The sequence below is a fragment of the Photobacterium chitinilyticum genome (assembly GCF_004104355.1).
GTDB classification, from domain to species: domain Bacteria; phylum Pseudomonadota; class Gammaproteobacteria; order Enterobacterales; family Vibrionaceae; genus Photobacterium; species Photobacterium chitinilyticum.
In genome coordinates, this window is record NZ_RJLM01000023.1 from 1 (window position 1) to 15,234 (window position 15,234).

A 15,234-nucleotide genomic window follows, 5' to 3' on the forward strand; every position below is an offset into this window, starting at 1 on the left:
AACTTCTTGCGTAATGCCGGGGCATATTCAATAAACCAACGATAAATGGTCGAACGGTTAACCGAAATCCCCCGCTCTGCCAACATGTCGCTGAGGTTCGCGTAGCTCATTGGGGTCGAACCATACCAACGAAGGCACCAGAGAATGAYTTCAGGAGCAAAGTGTTTCCATTTAAATTCGGGGTTGGTCATTGAGTCGCTGGATGAAATGAGGAAAGAAGCGATTCTGAGCCCAGGCTGAATTATTTGCAACAAAGCCCTCAAGACACACCATTACCAAGGTGTCAAAAGCAATTAAGGCTATAGACCAAGGATGAAGCGGTTATGGAAGGAATAATTATAAATCACCACTAACATTATGATTTATAATACCTTTACCAGCATCATGGAACTTTTCGATGAAATGGGTACTAAACCCCAGTTAGCCATACGTGAGATTATCGGAGGATGGATAAAGCAGTGTACTTGGAATGCAATCCTAACGCACTATAACTTCATGTTTAAGTTAAAAACAACAGACAGCTCACCGAAAAATTCAAACACATCACCCAACAACTAAATAAGCCCATTACGGAAATAGCAATTCCGCCGGTAAAGCCGATTGCAATTTCACCCTGAACTTATCATTGAATTCTATCCCGTTCGGCTCACTGATAATCTTCAGCTCGATAGAACGAAGTGCCAATACATGCTTATCATCCAGTTTTCCCTGATGAGGGTAGTTCATCACAATCCGGTACGCCTCTCGCGCTAGTTGCTGAACCGGGTCATCGAAAATGGCATCCGCGCTATACAATATACTCTCCATAAATCCCTCTACACTTTATCCTTACAATTACCAGCCTAAAATGTATTACCTTTGTAATACATTATATCAACCTGAATCGGTTAGCCTTCCATTCTGAACCATCTATAAGCCCTTGATTATAAAAGCCTCCCCAGTCATAGAAAAAGGGAGCAAAACTGCTACTGCCGGTCAAGTGGCCCAAGCCGATACAGGCAATGATCACCGCAGCCGAAATGGCGTATTCGATCGGGTCTCCGGTGCGGAACCGTCCGCCGAACAGGTGAAAGCGACGGTCGCTATAGGGCGAGAACGGCACCCCGGAAACGGTCATCGCATCGGTCAGGATGTGGCACACTCCGCCCCAGGCAAACGCCGTTAAGATCCCGTAAAAATCCCACACGAAAGTAAAGGCCAGAGCGGCGATCAGCCAGTGGCTGAAAATATGCGTCGGACCACGGTGCTTGATGTGGCGCCCCATCAGCTTGAACAGGTATTCCAGCCAGTCCGGTGCCGTGGCCCCGGCCACGCAGGCAGCAACATGGGGCGGGGAGACAACCGCACACAGGGCACCGGCGATCAGGGTATGGTTCAGCCACTTCATGGCTGGCCGCCCGTCGCACTGGCGGGAATAGGAGGCGGCAGATAAACCAGTTTTTTCAGGTATTGATTCACACGCCCTGCCCGTGCGGTGTCGCACATCGAGATCAGCGCCAGCCGGTTCTCGACGATCTGGGCCTCGAACTTGAGGATATCGCGCTGGGCGGCGGCGACTTTTTCCAAAAAGCCAACCTGCTCGGTGATATTGGCGATCCCCTGCCTGACCCTCGCCTGCGAGCGGGCCTCCATCACCAGATATAGTCCCATTTCCCGGTAGGCATGGTTGCGGTTGGCCAGTGCCTGGGCAAACGTCGCGACGTTGCTGGCAGTATTGACTCGGCGCTTGTGTTCCCATTCGCGCTCCCGCGCCTGCTCGGTCGTCGAATAGAGCGGCATTTCGCCGACAACGCCGATGTAGTGATCGGTGATCTCCGGCCAGTCACTGCGGTTGAACTGGTCGATGCTGGAGCGCACGCCGGCGACCAGGCTGAGGTCGATTTTGAATTTGGTTTTCTCGGGATAGCAGTTGTTGACGACCGTGAAGATGGCATCGGGATCGATCTGCGGGGCAGATTTTAGTGCCGGTGCCGGCGTAATAAAGTGCGGCGCCTTTCCCTTCAGGGTCGGCAGCTCGAACGGCTGGATCTCCGGCGGGGGCTCTGCCGGCTGGTTCCACGGCAGGCTGACATTCCATGCCTCCCCGCCGGCCCCGGCATTATGCGGCTGCAGCGCGACCGCCAGACAGAGGAATACCGCCAGCCACACGCGGGCGTTACACGGTAATGGATACGGCAGACATCTGGCAAGGTTAGTCGGCACGGGTCGAACGCCTCCCGCTACCGAGCATCTGCAATCCACCGATCACCGCGCCGGCCTCCCAGGCTCCGGACACCACACACATTGCAACCAGAAACCAGATCAGCGCCCTGGTGGTATCGTAGCTAACATCGCTTTCTAAATTAATACGCTGAGGATCACGCCGCTCGATGATCGGGCGGATGGAAGGAGGCAACCGCCCCTCTTCGCTGGCAGAGATCAGCCAGATTTTTGCTGACATGAGGCATTTTCGCGCAATCTGCGCCTTGCGCCCGGTAAGCCTGTGGGCATCGTCCACAAATAGCATCGCCTGGGTATCGAGCAGGTAATCGGCCAGCAAATCAGCCTTGAGCTGCAGGTTCAGCTTTCCCCAGGGCGTCGCGTTTTCTTCCTTTTGCGTAAATTCCTGGTACCAAAGCTCGATACCCTTGATTTCCACCCAGCTCGAGAGTGGCATCAGTCCTTCAAGCAATACCGGCTGCGGCTTTTTGCCCCAGATACCATGGCGATTATCACGCAGCCGTGTCAGCCAGCGGCTCTTCCCCGAATCATGGGCGCCGGTGATCAGCTGGCATTGGGTACGGCGCAGACTGGTTTCCCTGCGGCTATGGCTGGGTGCAAACTTACGGGGTGCATCCACAATCAATGGCGTTACGTATTTGCTACCGTCTTTCCGCTGTCGCTTATGGTCTGTTCGTAACTTTAGAAATCGCATGCCTTTTCCTATTCGCCAGCAGTCAGCATATAAGATCTCGACAGGGGCAGGATTGGCATATTGCAGCTTTTCGGTAGACTTCAATTCCTGCCTGCAATCATGTTGTTTCTCGATAAAATTCTTTTGAATCAGAGTGTTCAGGTAACCGCTGGCTTTTTCGAACAGTACGGATTTTTTTTATCCAAACGTAAGGGGTAAACATTGTGTGTCTGGTTGGGGTGGTTTGCGATAGATGTACTGTGCAGGAATATCGGTCGTTTATTTGGGACAGGAGGATCACATTTTCCCTGTCTCGCCAGTGCTCTGTAAGAACATTAGCAAAAACATCGGATTGTCTGATCCTGTGGGTTGGTGTGTTAACTCGAAGAGTTATCCACAATCCACAGGTATATATAACAATATATATAGATCTATAGATCTATATAAAGATCTATAAGATCTATAGGGTCTGAAAAATGCAGTTAAATCAGTGTTTTATAGGCTTTGAGGTCACATTTTTTTAGTGCTCAAGTTACAAAAAATTAGTCTGACGGTTATGTTTTTTTAGTCTGACAGTCACATTTTTTTAGTGTTCGCGATCATTTTTTTAGTCTATCGGTCACACTTTTTTAGTGTCGTCGTGGTGTTTGCCCACATGGTCACAGATTTTTAGTATTTAGGGGCGAAAATGGCTTTTAAGGTCATCGATTTTTAGTATTATTGGACTGAGACTAAAAATCTGTGACCATAGGCACGGTAAAAATGACCGATAACTCTGACAAACGCTTTCAAATCACAACCGAACATTCCAAGGAACTACCTAACCAGTTCTTCAAGAAAAGCCATGAGTTGATCTTCAGCCAGCTGGCGCTGACGGCACGGGAACACGACATGATGGCGCTGTTCCTGTCGCGGCTGAACCGCGAGCACTGGACGGACTTTCTCGAAAAGCGGGATATTCATGCCCCGCAGTATACCTTCCATGCCGATGTGCTGAAGGAGTGGTTCGGCCTGTCGTCCAAGCTGCTGTATCCGACGCTGCGCTCGGTGGCCGAGCGGCTTTCCAGCCGCAAGGTGGGCCTGGCCAACGACAGTGCCGAAGAGTTTGACTTCATTCCGTTGTTTGCCCGGGTGAAATACAGCAAAGGCGCACTCACCATTGTGCCCAACAGCGAATTGATCAACGCCTATGTCGATTACTCGGCGGGCCATGCCCAGATCAACCACCATGCCTTCCGCAGTCTCAAATCCGAGCATTCCAAGCGCCTTTACACGCTTCTCTCGCGCTTTAAGGACAGCGGCACACATTTGCACCCGCAGCGCATTGAATCGCTTCACGCGCTCTACGGCCTGCTTGACGAGAAAGGCAAGCTGCTGAAAAAAAGCTACAGCCAAAACAAGGTATTCATCGATCGCTGTATCAAAAAGCCTATCGAGGAAATGACCAAGTGCCTCGAAGTCAGCAAAGACTTGGAGTTTTTGATCGACGAGAAGAGCGGTAACCTGGGATTTGCCCCGGTGATGCAGGGGCGCCGTATTGTCGCCATTGAGTTTTTGTACCGCTGGAAGATGAATGACAACCAGGCTGAAAAGCTGGCACGTGTCGAGCTGGAGAAGGAAACGGTACCTGACAACCCGATGCTGCAGCTGGTCCGGGAGGCCTATCAAATTGTCATGGTTCACCCGCTCGAAGGCAATCTCAACGAAAAACACCTGCTTGCGCTCCAGTCGGTGGAAATGGGGATCATCGCCCTGCCGGAAGACATTGTCTTTGACGAAGTCTTCAGGTCCAAGCTCGATCAGGCTTGGGGCTAGCAAAAAAACAGCCTGTAGGGCGCTCTGTGGCGCCCGGCCCATCCCGCGAAATATGGCCCTGCCAAAGCCAAGATCTTTTCTTGGTGTGCGTTACAGCGCATTTGAGCGGCAGTTTATCGACAGTTTTCACAGTTCCCTTTCACCTTGTGATCCTTTAGCGTGGGATCATGGAATGATGATACTGATTGAGTCATGGGGATACGATGGCCAACTATGCTTACCTGCGTGTTTCAACCGACAGCCAGGACGTTGCCAGCCAGCAGCATGGCATTTACGAGTACGCGAACCGGATCGGCCTTACCGATCTGGTGTTTGTCGAAGACACGGTAACAGGCAAGAAAAAATGGCACCAGCGCAAGCTCGGCCCGTTGCTTGAAGGGATGGCCGAAGGGGATACTGTTCTCTTCTCGGAAGTCACGCGGATGGCTCGTTCTACCCTGCAGGTGCTCGAGATCCTGGAACTGTGTATGGACAAGCAGCTTAAAGTCCATATTGCCAAGCAAAACATGCAGCTGGACGGCTCCCTGCAGTCAAAAATTATCGCCACCATGCTGGGTCTGGCCGGCGAAATCGAGCGTGAGTTTATCCGGATGCGGACCACCGAGGCCCTGGCGGCGCGCAAGGCCGCAGGTTATGTCCTTGGCCGCCCGAAAGGCGAAGCCAAAACCCTCAAGCTAGATCCCAAGCGCGAGCAGATCGAGAAATACCTCGGCATGGGGCTGGGGATCAGGGCGACGGCGAAATTGATTGATGAAGCGCCGAGTACGTTGAGTAATTACGTGAAACGGCGGGGGCTGTAGTGATTTTATGTATTACAAATGTAATACATAAATAGTGGGTGAGAAATCACTTGTTGTGTTCGTAAGTACCAATATGGGCGCCTTAATTTTATCCAAGCAAACTAAGACGCTTTACGGGCGTTATGGTAAATGTTATGCCAATTGGGTGCGTGCTGTAGAAGTCATGCTGTACTCTTCGCGTGCCTTATGAGCGGCTTCGCTCGGGTTATAAGCAAACACACGAACCATTTTTCGACGACCGTTACATGTTCCTGTGACAATATATTCTTTCATTTTTACGTATTCCTTTTCTATAGACATAAAAAAACCGACACACAATTGTCAGTCTAGATTTGTGACTCATTCACTCACATAAGATTAACGTTTATTTAGAACGGTAAAACCCAAACTCTTGTACTTTAAGATTTGTTCTTTTCGAGCTGAATTTTGCTCCTTACGATCTATCTATCTATCTATCTATCTATCTATCTATCTATCTATCTATCTATCTATCTATCTATCACTTTTACTTTTTTAGCTGACTTTGTTTTTGCGTATTTGCTGTACGCATACCTGCGGATTCACAATCTGCAATAACATCATATTTACTTTTGTTTGTGATAAGAATGCGTTGATAGTCATCTGCATGATACAACTCCATCATTTGATTATGTTCATTTTTCTGAGTACCACGCTTAATGCAAGAGATGTAGTACTTGCGTCCACGTTCAACTGAAAAATCAGTATGCTCTTTAGCTGTTGTTGCGAAAAATAAATTCTTACTACGACTTAGAAGAAGAGCTGTTGTTTCTGACATGATTATTCCATTTTAAAATTTAAAGAGAATTAACCGCTCACATCACAAGTTCAAGTGATGTAATGAGAAGAATATAGAGTGATGAAATTGCTTGCTGTTTTAGTATAAAGCAGGAGCGTACAAAATAATGAAGCAACCAAAAAAATCTTAATGTTCGTTACATCAGAAATTCTATTCTGCAGCCTTTCTGAAGCTCAGATGTTGCTTACAAAATTATTATAAAGCAAGTGCGTGTAAAAGTTCGAAGCAACCAAAAAAACTTTTAACGTTCGTTACATCAGCCTCGAACTGATGTGATCGTATAACACGGGCAGAGACAACAAAGGCCGCATGATAGCTCTAACATGCCAGCCTTTCTGATGTTTATCCCAATTTAAAGTGTCCTGCTTTATTCCCAGATTAAAATGTCTCTTTTCAAGGTAGTTCATCCTGCTCAGAAACTGGCTGTAGAGTAGGGAAGTCAGCCCTTCTTGGTGCTGGGTTTGAAGCCTTCAGGGTGTATCAGAACCGGGTTTAAGGTATTTACTGCATCAAACAGTCATTTATCAACTCAGCACGCTGTACACCGTCGTCCGGCTGCACCTCAATTGTTTGCTGATCGCATGCTTGTTCATCCCCTTCTCTGCTAACTCGCGGATCTGCTGATGAAGCTTAAGGTTGGCATGGCGACCCAAATGCCTCCCCTCTGCTTTGGCTTTGGCTCTGCCTTCATTGCAGCGCTGCAAGATACGTTTGCGCTCCATTTCGGCAAAGGCTGAAATCGTAGTGTAGATCACCCGGCCAATGTCGCTGTTAATGTCTACATCCCCTAGATCGTGAAAAACAAGACCGGCCCCTTTCTTGGCCAGGGTATCGGCGATATTCAGAGCATCGATGGTGTTGCGGGCCAGGCGGTCCACTTTCATCACATGAATAATGTCACCCTCGCGGGAGAAGTCGATCAGTGCCTTCAGCTGGGAGCGCTCTGAGTCCTTGCCACTGGCACTTTCTTGAAATATCTTTTCGCAACCAACCTCTCTGAGTTGTTCTACCTGAATATCGAGAGACTGATCTCTGGCGCTGACCCGCGCATATCCGATAAGCATAAAATGCACCCAAAACTGAACACTATGATGCTTTATATTTTATGGACATGTTCACCAACTATCAATCGGACATTGTGTGCAGTCAATACGTAGTCTGGCTAGAGTGCACAAAAAGTACACCTTTGTGGACGCTTGTGTCTTGTGGAACTGAACGTGAGTCATTCGCTCACCGTTGGTTTGATACTTCAGTAATGTTGCGGCGATTTATTCGACGTCACTCGAATAACGCCCTTTTGGGAGGTGTCGTCTCGAAGGCCGATTTTATTATGTATGCCAGATAGGGTTTTCGGGCTGGTGAGCGGATGGCTATAACAATATTAAACAGCAATGAGAGGCATAGGTTAGAACGGCTATGCAATACGCGTTCTAATTGGACCGATGGTGGGCATTGGATGGGGCCTGGAAAAGCACCTGACTGCTATAGAGCCCAAATTTCACGGAACCGTTTAACAAAAATCATCACCTTTGATTCAGACCCTGCGGCATTCAGGTGGAACGCCGAGTGTGACAAACAGATCCGTATCGTTGGCCACATGGGGAGCGCCGGGTTGAATGTGGCCCTGGCATTTATCCCGTTTGGGGCGATTGCAAAAATGTCGGGGGAGCTGGCGAAACTATGGGTCTCTGTTGTTGCCGCGACAACGGCGGGTATTGCTCATGGCGAGCTGGTTGCGCGGATCCCCTATCCGGAAGTCGGCAAGGGATGGAAGGTACAGATTGATTTTGAGCATGAAATTCGCTGGAAGCCGGTGATCTCAGGCCGTAATACATTCAAGCAAAAACTGACGATTGCCTCTTATGACCGAGAAGGGAAAGCCCGCTATCAGGCATCCCAAGTCAGTGAATTTCGTCTGGCCGATCTTCCTCAGGGGCTGGCTGAGAAGCTAGTCAGCATTCCCAATCGTAAAGTCACCAATAGCTATCAGTGAGATGTCATGGCGCCTGTAAAGCAGAAATTCAGTTGGAAGTGGTCGTTGGCCTATGGTGTCTATATCCCCGCAGGGGCATATTTTGGCCAGCTGCTTTGGCGTCTCTTGCGCGATAAATCCCTCGATGAGTTAACGTCCTTATCCGTGATAGCCCTTTATATCGCCAGTGGGATCGCGATTGTGTTGATCCGGCGACTGGCATCTTAATCAGTAATCAAGAAAATTATTATTTGTTGTCGATAGGAGAGGGCATGTGTGAGAAGTGCGTAGTCACTTATCCACATATCCTCTCCTTTTTAATAGATCTTATTTAAGATCTTTTTTTTAAACCTTTTTCCGGACTGCTTAGCCCTTATGTAGCAAGGGCTAGCGACTGGATACTGTGACGTCATGACGAGTACCTGTGACATAAAGAAGATTTAGGTGGGATTAAATGTGACGCCAAGACGAATAACTGTGACGCCGTGACGATTTTAACGGGGATAACTGTGGATATTGAGTTGTTCTGGTTACAGCTCGATGTTAACGTGTGACAACTTAACTTTCTGTCACAGATGAGCGTCATTATGTCACAACTGCCTATCAACAAAAAAGTTATCGTTCTTCGCCAAGCCAATGCATTAACCACGGCGGCTTATAGCCTGACGAGAAATGAAAAACGCATTGTTTATATGGCAATCAATGCCATAAATAACAACGGTATAAGAAGAAATGAACATGGACAATACCCCGTTGATATTGTTCATTCTAAGTTTTTGTCTTTGTTTGATAGTGACGCGACAAATATCAGTCGAGACATTGCTAATGCGACCAAATCGCTGAATAAGAAAGAAGTCATCTTCTACTTGCCCGAAGAGGATGGTGATGATGGCGAAAAAGCACTAGATGGAGTCTCTTGGACAACGAAGCGAAGCCATCGGCCTCGTCATGGTGTCACAACCATTCATTTTAATTCAGAGCTAGTTGAAGTCATTAACAAAGTTGATAAAGAGTTTACGCGTGTTCTTATGGTCGAAGCGGGGCATCTCAGTAACCCATATACCATGCGACTTTATGAATCTCTTCGACAGTGGGTAAAAAAAGGCATTGTAACCTTCACTGTGAGCTGGTTATGCGAAAGGTATGAGCTTCCGCCTTCTTATTCCCTCCGTATGCCAGATTTCCGTCGTCGTTTCCTTCACCCGTCAATCGATGAAATTAATGCCAAAACCCGCCTTGCTGTCACATTTGAAGAAATCCCCGATCCAGAGCGACCAAGAAAGGTAAAGTCGATTAAATTCAAAATTAAAGAATTGGATGCCAAGTGTGACAGATTGACGAGTCAAAAAGCCCTAACCCTTGAAGATGCAATCCAGACTTACAGCGATCTGAGCAACAATACTTGCCTGCCAAGCCAGACCGAGATTGATAACCTAAAGCAGCATATCGGACAGTTGGGCATGGAAGGGTTTGCTCTGACGCCTGAGTTTTTTGCCCAGCTCAAAGCCGCCGAGACGGCGAATAAAAAATAAGTCAAACAGAGCTAATGTATTACAAAGGTAATACATTTTATTTCATTGTTCAGCTCTAACTCACTGATAATGCAGCCATGCAAACCATAGCCCATTTTAGCCCTCTCTCTTTAGTTGCCATCACGTTACATCGCCCTAGCGTGACAACGTAATGACGGCATAACCCGCAAGGGCAACGTCATGGCAACAAAAGCCGGGCGAAAAAAATGGCCTATTGCAGGGCCCTTTAAGGGCTTTGTTACCAACCCCCATCCCCCAAGCTTGGGGGTATAACACCAATGTTAACATAATGAAATTTATGCGAAGTAACACACCGCTGGCGCCAGCAAGCTGTCGGCGGTTGGGTTAATTCAGGCATAAAAGCATTATGTGTAAATAGGTGTGCAGCCTTGAAAAGCAGGCTGTAAGGCCGCCGGGCAAGCTGGCGAATGTTTATCACCTCATGGCTGCGCCATCAGGTGGGCAGGGCGGCGCACCGCAGCACAAACAGCGTGCTGCCGTGCGGTCAGGTTGGGTAGTTTTCTGTGGCAGGCTGGCTTGGGTGGGTTGCTCTTGTGGTACCAGGTTCAACTTTTTCGGTGGCCTGGTTCGGTGAACATGCGTTCCACCGTAACCAGATCCCTTCACCTTTGGCATGTTGGCCGTGCCGGCCAAACCATAAAGCTCGCAAGCTGCTTTATGGCCACCACGTCCCCCGCCCACCAATGCTGCGCCCCGTTCTTAGTTAGCCTCAGCTTAGTTACCCGCTGTAATCGATCGGTTATCTAAGCGTCCTCGCATATTTTCTGTCGGCGCAGCGGTGTGCGTGTCGTGGTAGTTATGGGTGTATGTTCGTGCTCACTTTTATTACTCAACAGCAAGGTAGACATCTTTTTTATAAATGTCACCTTCAAAAGAAATACCTTTCACAGGGAAGTAATGCACTTTCCCTTCAGTTTTGTTATAGCCCGCACAGTTGATTGAACCACAATAGAGGTAGATCAATTTCTCTTTGTGCAACAGAGGTTTAACTAATAAATAATGTCCATTGGCAATATTTTCCTTTTTTTTAATTGCTTTTTGTTTGCCATCTTGCTCGTTCCATGCGAGAAATGAAGTTACGGCAAGTAAAACTACAAATAAGAGTCCAGAGCGCTGAACTATATGAGTAAAGATGAGGTCTTTCTTGTGAATTTTGGTTTTTCCACCTGATCTAAATAACTTTACTGCGTAATTGATGTTTTCTATGTATTTTCTTTTGTTTCGAATTGATATTCTTAGCCAGGCTCTTAATTTGATTACTGCTCCAGACAGTATAAATAGTAAAACAGAACCATAGAATAGAAATAAAAGAAATTCGCCTAAATTATTTATAAATCCTCTATATAACATTTGGTGAAAGTTAATAGCTAGAATATCTGCGTCTAAAGATAGCTCTCGAAGGTAGCTATTTACGTTTGCGGCGCTTGCTCCGTATACAAGTGCGGTAATGGCTGTAACAGCAACAGCGCTATCAATTGCTTTGGAACTCATATTATTCCTTAAAAAAAGTTATGACTTTACTCCAAAACTTCTTAAGTAGTTTTGGTGATTCTGTTGCGCTATTGCTTGTGTAATAGTCAGATTTATTTTTCAAATCATGTTTTTTTCCACATGCGATTTGTTGGTTGCTCCATTGCTTGCACCAAATTACTTGACTATTTTTAATGAAGTAATGTGACTTACATGCAAATCCCCAGTTACCAATTGATGGATTAAGGGATATAGAATCACCATCAAAAAGTAACTTCCAATCAGTTGGTGAGAAGGGTGTTACCACTTCTTCACCACAACCGCAGCTGCATTTGTGTACCGCGGTCGCATATTGCATCGAGATATAGAGCGTTCCTTGCTCAATATCCTCTGGTATGTACTCAACAAATTTGTGTTGCATGATCTTCATCCGTCAACATGTCAACGTTAATGGTGTAAACACTATGGTGTTCATGGTTTAAGTCTTGGTAAAAACCGGCGAGTTTTTTCCACTTTATGACGGCTAAACTAGCATTAAGGGCATTGAGTTCCGCAATTTGTATGTTACTGGTGTATGCAGCGTTTTCTCCTTCCTCAAAAGAGACTTTATGTCCAATGTGGCTGCGTTGTTTTGGGCTACTAGCCGTTGTTCTGACCATGCCAATAAGCTGGTCATCGATAGCCTCAACACCGATCCCTACGTCTACAAATGAAATATCGTGATTTTCGAGGTACGTAAATATCTCTCTTTTAATATCACCTTTATCGATACTGATGAAAACAAAATCAAAATCGCATAAAGCATCCATATTTGTTGGGGTAAGATAGAAGTCATTAGCAATTATTCCCTTTCTCATCCCAGAATAGATTTCTTTTAGATAATCTACTTTTTTGGGCATTCGATCGAGTTGCTGTTCTGTTGCGGCTCCTGGTGTTCTAAAGGCGTTGTGCTGAATAAACTCATCGCCATCAAAGAGGTGGATCTCTTTGACTGGACTTTTCGCTATCAAATCCAAAATGTAAGCCCCTGTTCCCCCAAGGCCTACAATAGCTATTTTTTGGTTATTTAACTTACGGCTAATCATATTGATACCAGCTCTACTGGAGTTGGTGTCTAAGTAGTTAAAAACATTTTCATCTTCTTCTGAGTGAATGACCTTGAAAGTCTTAGCTGTACAGCTTGGATCAAGTGATTTGGCTGGATTGGAAATAATGTCCAGGTATCGAGTCACCTTTTCATAGTAGTCAGCATACCCCTGTGGTGGTTTGTTGGAAAATGAGTGATGAGCTATTAACTCGGGGGCTAATTGTTTTTGACTACTCACATAGCGTATCGCCTCAATTGCTTCACCATTTTTGTGGCATGGGAACTCGCCTTCAAAGTCGATCACATGAGTGCTTGGCTTTATGGCTCTATTACTTGATAACGTTAGCTCAGATACCAATCGACCATATTCGACCAATCCTTGTGACGTTACATAAGGAACATGAGAGATAACCAGGTGGTTAGCGATAATAGCAACTTCATAACCTTCATCCTGAAGTTGCTTTAAGTCAGGACTAAGACTTATCAGTTGCTGTGACATTGAAGATTACTCCAGATTTGATTTTGATTTGATCGCCGGTAACGAGTGTTCCTTCGGGCTTGTTGCCACCGTTTTTTTTGTAAGTCATCGTGTAAATGGTGCTGTTACCATCAGCAATGGTGCTGAACGCCAACTTTACGATGTCTTCAAAAGTCAAAATTTTAGATGTGACAGTTTTAGGGCGGCCATTAACAATAATGTTGAACTCTTTATCGTGTTCCGGTTCATCAATAGTGAGGTCTTTGATATCAGCGTCTGGTGCGTTTTTCATTACGGAATGAATGCCATTTTCCATACCTTGGCGGCGAGTATACATTTCACTTGTTCCGATGACCTGTCCGTTACCGGCTTTGAGGTTGAAGTAGTGCTCTCCATTTTTTGCTACTAGTCGCTCGAAACGTTCTTCAAGTTGTGCATTTTCTTTTACTGACTCGATACCATTGAGACAGCTACTTTTTGTCGTGTAGCCCTCGCTATCTAGAATGATTTCCCAGTTCCCAGCCGCTTTGAGTCTGAAGTAGTATTCGTTATTTTTACTGCTTTGAAAAATTTCAAATTTTCCTTTCATGTGTCATGTCTCTTATATATGAATTCTGAGTCAAAATTATTTTTGATTCGAAATTAGCATACATCATCATCGCTTTCTGGGTCAATATTTTTTTTGAATTGGTGTTGAGACTGCTAACAAGGCTTGTTAGCAGCAAATCAGTGAGAGGTTACTTTATTGCAAAGTAGAAAAATTCAATGCCGCCTGTTGCGGACTTTTCTTCTTTTCGGAGTAGAAAGCCTTCTTCATATAAGGCTTTTAATTTAGTGCTGGCGTTGTTAACTTTTAGATCAAACTTATCCGCAACTTCACTGGCAGTGCTTAGCTCTCTATCTAGGACGTAATGATAAATTGGTGCGTTGGTTTTTGAAGGCGCACCAACTTTATCCTCATGTACTAACTGAAGTTTACCTTCAAAGTAGTAAGGGATAGGCTGTTTTAGTCGAGCGATACCGCTGAAAAGATTTTCTAAAATTTCTTCGTTTTGCATGTCTACAAGACATACCCCTTTCTGCATACGAAAGTGTTTAGCTACTTTAACGATACCCTCACGTGCAAAAGAAGCGCCAAAAAAAGCGTTCTTAAGTGCAAGATAGAAAATATCTTGGTTGGGAGTGTTTTGAATCAAATCAACGAGAATTGAATATAATTTCTGACCGCCATCTGATGTAGATACATCGAGTTCGTAGTCATTGATCAATTTCTGGAGATCGATTTTATGTGATATGTGCTTCATAAATTATATTGAAGCAGTTGAATGATATCCTGTCAACAATCTTGCTTCAGTAATGGAATATCGAAGCAAAAGAATGTGCCATCGATTTGCATAAAATCTTCGTTGATTTTTAGTGCATCAACGGGGTGCTCTTGCTCTGCTAACTTATGTAGCCGAAACTGATTTTTGTCTGTTCTAAGTACTATGTCCGAGTTCATGTTTTTTGCATATTTGAAACTTGTCTGGAGACCACTCCCACCGTCATCATGCTTTTTACTAGTGACACCCTCATCGAAAATTTTACGAATTATTTCGCTAAAATTGTCGGTTTTGTATTGGTGATTTTCAGGTTCTGTCGAGTTCTTTAAGGTATTAAAAAGACCTAGCCCAGAATCACAAATTATGAGCGTTGCACGAGGGTTGTAACCACCGTAAACCTGCATAGCTACATAGCCATCAAGCTCAGTTTTACTATGCTCTTTTACGTTATTTATCATTTCTAGAATAATTGTGCGGTAGCGATGCTTTAGCGTGTTTAATTGCTTTTCAGACAGAGTAATATCGCTGTGGCCATCAATGGCATTGATGATCTTACAGGTTAATGTTTCCGACAATTCTGAACAATTTTGCTCGCCAGTAAGAGCAACGATTTTGAACAAATTAGAATGTTCTGTCTTATCCTCATCGAGGCTATCTGGTGATGGGGTGACAACAATATTACTTTCTAAGTGTTCAAAAAAACTCATTAATGCACAGTAACTTAATATTGGGCACTCTTTAGAAGAGAACGCTATTTGTACCTGAAACCCCTTATCGCTAAGCTGGTTGCATACAACAAGTAATAAAATAATAGCGTCAAGTGGCATGCCTTTGAGTTCTGGCACTACAAAGCAGATATCTTTACAGCTATCGTCGGCGTAGAAAGCTTGTTCTCTTAGGATCTTCTCAAGGTAATAACCATTTAGCCAAGACTTTGACTCAGGTGGTGCAAGATAAATTTGAGTAGTCATATGGTCCTTATGGTTTTCACTAATTATTAGTAAATGGGGTTTAGTCTCGGCTTTTC

18 protein-coding genes and 1 pseudogene are annotated in these 15,234 nt (G+C 45.4%); 5 read left to right on the top strand and 14 right to left on the bottom strand.

From position 1 onward, the window contains the following. The 5 genes and pseudogenes from EDI28_RS24560 to EDI28_RS24580 form a co-directional block, all read right to left on the bottom strand. Positions 1-191, bottom strand: a pseudogene (locus EDI28_RS24560) (IS6 family transposase); the annotation flags it as partial. Between the two features lie 376 nt (positions 192-567). Continuing rightward, positions 568-807, bottom strand: a complete 240-nt coding sequence (locus tag EDI28_RS24565; protein WP_128786498.1) for a hypothetical protein — start codon at positions 805-807, stop codon at positions 568-570. Positions 808-868: 61 nt separating this feature from the next. After that, the gene (locus tag EDI28_RS24570) at positions 869-1,387 is read right to left on the bottom strand and encodes a metal-dependent hydrolase (protein ID WP_128786499.1); all 519 of its coding nucleotides are present in this window, start codon (positions 1,385-1,387) and stop codon (positions 869-871) included. Continuing rightward, on the bottom strand, positions 1,384-2,064 hold the full coding sequence (locus EDI28_RS24575) for a hypothetical protein (RefSeq protein WP_438942815.1): 681 nt from the start codon (positions 2,062-2,064) through the stop codon (positions 1,384-1,386). The genes EDI28_RS24570 and EDI28_RS24575 overlap by 4 nt, the downstream gene beginning before the upstream one ends. Before the next feature lie 127 nt (positions 2,065-2,191). After that, the gene (locus EDI28_RS24580; RefSeq protein ID WP_128786501.1) at positions 2,192-2,914 is read right to left on the bottom strand and encodes a hypothetical protein; all 723 of its coding nucleotides are present in this window, start codon (positions 2,912-2,914) and stop codon (positions 2,192-2,194) included. Between the two features lie 741 nt (positions 2,915-3,655). Here EDI28_RS24580 and EDI28_RS24585 point away from each other — a divergent pair. Both EDI28_RS24585 and EDI28_RS24590 read left to right on the top strand, forming a co-directional pair. Continuing rightward, on the top strand, positions 3,656-4,708 hold the full coding sequence (locus tag EDI28_RS24585) for a replication initiation protein (RefSeq protein WP_128786502.1): 1,053 nt from the start codon (positions 3,656-3,658) through the stop codon (positions 4,706-4,708). 203 nt (positions 4,709-4,911) lie between these two features. Further along, positions 4,912-5,508, top strand: coding sequence for a recombinase family protein (locus EDI28_RS24590; protein WP_128786503.1), 597 nt, complete (start codon positions 4,912-4,914; stop codon positions 5,506-5,508). 132 nt (positions 5,509-5,640) lie between these two features. Here the strand turns inward: EDI28_RS24590 and EDI28_RS27045 are convergent, their stop codons facing one another. The 3 genes from EDI28_RS27045 to EDI28_RS24600 all read right to left on the bottom strand — a co-directional run bounded on the left by EDI28_RS27045 (position 5,641) and on the right by EDI28_RS24600 (position 7,389). Beyond that, positions 5,641-5,781: a hypothetical protein gene (locus EDI28_RS27045; RefSeq protein WP_164918621.1), complete on the bottom strand. Its 141-nt coding sequence runs from the start codon at positions 5,779-5,781 to the stop codon at positions 5,641-5,643. 232 nt (positions 5,782-6,013) lie between these two features. Next, on the bottom strand, positions 6,014-6,304 hold the full coding sequence (locus tag EDI28_RS24595) for a hypothetical protein (RefSeq protein ID WP_128786504.1): 291 nt from the start codon (positions 6,302-6,304) through the stop codon (positions 6,014-6,016). Between the two features lie 545 nt (positions 6,305-6,849). Beyond that, the gene (locus tag EDI28_RS24600) at positions 6,850-7,389 is read right to left on the bottom strand and encodes a recombinase family protein (RefSeq protein ID WP_128786505.1); all 540 of its coding nucleotides are present in this window, start codon (positions 7,387-7,389) and stop codon (positions 6,850-6,852) included. A 392-nt stretch (positions 7,390-7,781) separates the two neighbouring features. Between EDI28_RS24600 and EDI28_RS24605 the strand changes: the two genes are divergently transcribed. The 3 genes from EDI28_RS24605 to EDI28_RS24615 all read left to right on the top strand — a co-directional run bounded on the left by EDI28_RS24605 (position 7,782) and on the right by EDI28_RS24615 (position 9,829). Continuing rightward, positions 7,782-8,318 (top strand): hypothetical protein, encoded by a 537-nt coding sequence (locus EDI28_RS24605; RefSeq protein WP_128786506.1) that lies wholly within the window; start codon positions 7,782-7,784, stop codon positions 8,316-8,318. A gap of 6 nt (positions 8,319-8,324) precedes the next feature. Continuing rightward, on the top strand, positions 8,325-8,525 hold the full coding sequence (locus EDI28_RS24610; protein WP_128786507.1) for a hypothetical protein: 201 nt from the start codon (positions 8,325-8,327) through the stop codon (positions 8,523-8,525). Positions 8,526-8,884: 359 nt separating this feature from the next. Then, positions 8,885-9,829, top strand: a complete 945-nt coding sequence (locus tag EDI28_RS24615; RefSeq protein ID WP_164918622.1) for a RepB family plasmid replication initiator protein — start codon at positions 8,885-8,887, stop codon at positions 9,827-9,829. Positions 9,830-10,675: 846 nt separating this feature from the next. Here the strand turns inward: EDI28_RS24615 and EDI28_RS24620 are convergent. The 6 genes from EDI28_RS24620 to EDI28_RS24645 all read right to left on the bottom strand — a co-directional run bounded on the left by EDI28_RS24620 (position 10,676) and on the right by EDI28_RS24645 (position 15,178). Next, positions 10,676-11,341 (bottom strand): hypothetical protein, encoded by a 666-nt coding sequence (locus tag EDI28_RS24620; protein ID WP_128786509.1) that lies wholly within the window; start codon positions 11,339-11,341, stop codon positions 10,676-10,678. Between the two features lies 1 nt (position 11,342). Beyond that, complete coding sequence (locus EDI28_RS24625; RefSeq protein WP_199287489.1) at positions 11,343-11,741, bottom strand: ubiquitination-like system serine protease family protein; 399 nt, start codon at positions 11,739-11,741, stop codon at positions 11,343-11,345. After that, entirely contained in the window at positions 11,722-12,906 is a 1,185-nt protein-coding gene (locus tag EDI28_RS24630) for a ThiF family adenylyltransferase (protein ID WP_128786511.1), read from the bottom strand. The genes EDI28_RS24625 and EDI28_RS24630 overlap by 20 nt, the downstream gene beginning before the upstream one ends. Further along, positions 12,881-13,474, bottom strand: a complete 594-nt coding sequence (locus tag EDI28_RS24635; RefSeq protein ID WP_128786512.1) for a multiubiquitin domain-containing protein — start codon at positions 13,472-13,474, stop codon at positions 12,881-12,883. Before EDI28_RS24635 ends, EDI28_RS24630 begins: the two co-directional genes overlap by 26 nt. Before the next feature lie 148 nt (positions 13,475-13,622). Beyond that, positions 13,623-14,189 (bottom strand): winged helix-turn-helix domain-containing protein, encoded by a 567-nt coding sequence (locus EDI28_RS24640; protein WP_128786513.1) that lies wholly within the window; start codon positions 14,187-14,189, stop codon positions 13,623-13,625. Positions 14,190-14,221: 32 nt separating this feature from the next. Continuing rightward, a complete protein-coding gene (locus EDI28_RS24645; protein ID WP_128786514.1) occupies positions 14,222-15,178 on the bottom strand; it encodes a hypothetical protein in 957 nt (318 codons plus the stop codon). Positions 15,179-15,234 lie beyond the last annotated feature (56 nt).

Coding starts and splice junctions, on each gene's coding strand:
- EDI28_RS24605 (WP_128786506.1), top strand. CDS start 7,782: ATGGGGCCTGGAAAAGCACCTGACTGCTATAGAGCCCAAATTTCACGG.
- EDI28_RS24630 (WP_128786511.1), bottom strand. CDS start 12,906: ATGTCACAGCAACTGATAAGTCTTAGTCCTGACTTAAAGCAACTTCAG.
- EDI28_RS24620 (WP_128786509.1), bottom strand. CDS start 11,341: ATGAGTTCCAAAGCAATTGATAGCGCTGTTGCTGTTACAGCCATTACC.
- EDI28_RS24645 (WP_128786514.1), bottom strand. CDS start 15,178: ATGACTACTCAAATTTATCTTGCACCACCTGAGTCAAAGTCTTGGCTA.
- EDI28_RS24600 (WP_128786505.1), bottom strand. CDS start 7,389: ATGCTTATCGGATATGCGCGGGTCAGCGCCAGAGATCAGTCTCTCGAT.
- EDI28_RS24585 (WP_128786502.1), top strand. CDS start 3,656: ATGACCGATAACTCTGACAAACGCTTTCAAATCACAACCGAACATTCC.
- EDI28_RS24590 (WP_128786503.1), top strand. CDS start 4,912: ATGGCCAACTATGCTTACCTGCGTGTTTCAACCGACAGCCAGGACGTT.
- EDI28_RS24640 (WP_128786513.1), bottom strand. CDS start 14,189: ATGAAGCACATATCACATAAAATCGATCTCCAGAAATTGATCAATGAC.
- EDI28_RS24610 (WP_128786507.1), top strand. CDS start 8,325: ATGGCGCCTGTAAAGCAGAAATTCAGTTGGAAGTGGTCGTTGGCCTAT.
- EDI28_RS24580 (WP_128786501.1), bottom strand. CDS start 2,914: ATGCGATTTCTAAAGTTACGAACAGACCATAAGCGACAGCGGAAAGAC.
- EDI28_RS27045 (WP_164918621.1), bottom strand. CDS start 5,781: ATGAAAGAATATATTGTCACAGGAACATGTAACGGTCGTCGAAAAATG.
- EDI28_RS24635 (WP_128786512.1), bottom strand. CDS start 13,474: ATGAAAGGAAAATTTGAAATTTTTCAAAGCAGTAAAAATAACGAATAC.
- EDI28_RS24615 (WP_164918622.1), top strand. CDS start 8,885: ATGTCACAACTGCCTATCAACAAAAAAGTTATCGTTCTTCGCCAAGCC.
- EDI28_RS24595 (WP_128786504.1), bottom strand. CDS start 6,304: ATGTCAGAAACAACAGCTCTTCTTCTAAGTCGTAGTAAGAATTTATTT.
- EDI28_RS24565 (WP_128786498.1), bottom strand. CDS start 807: ATGGAGAGTATATTGTATAGCGCGGATGCCATTTTCGATGACCCGGTT.
- EDI28_RS24625 (WP_199287489.1), bottom strand. CDS start 11,741: ATGCAACACAAATTTGTTGAGTACATACCAGAGGATATTGAGCAAGGA.
- EDI28_RS24570 (WP_128786499.1), bottom strand. CDS start 1,387: ATGAAGTGGCTGAACCATACCCTGATCGCCGGTGCCCTGTGTGCGGTT.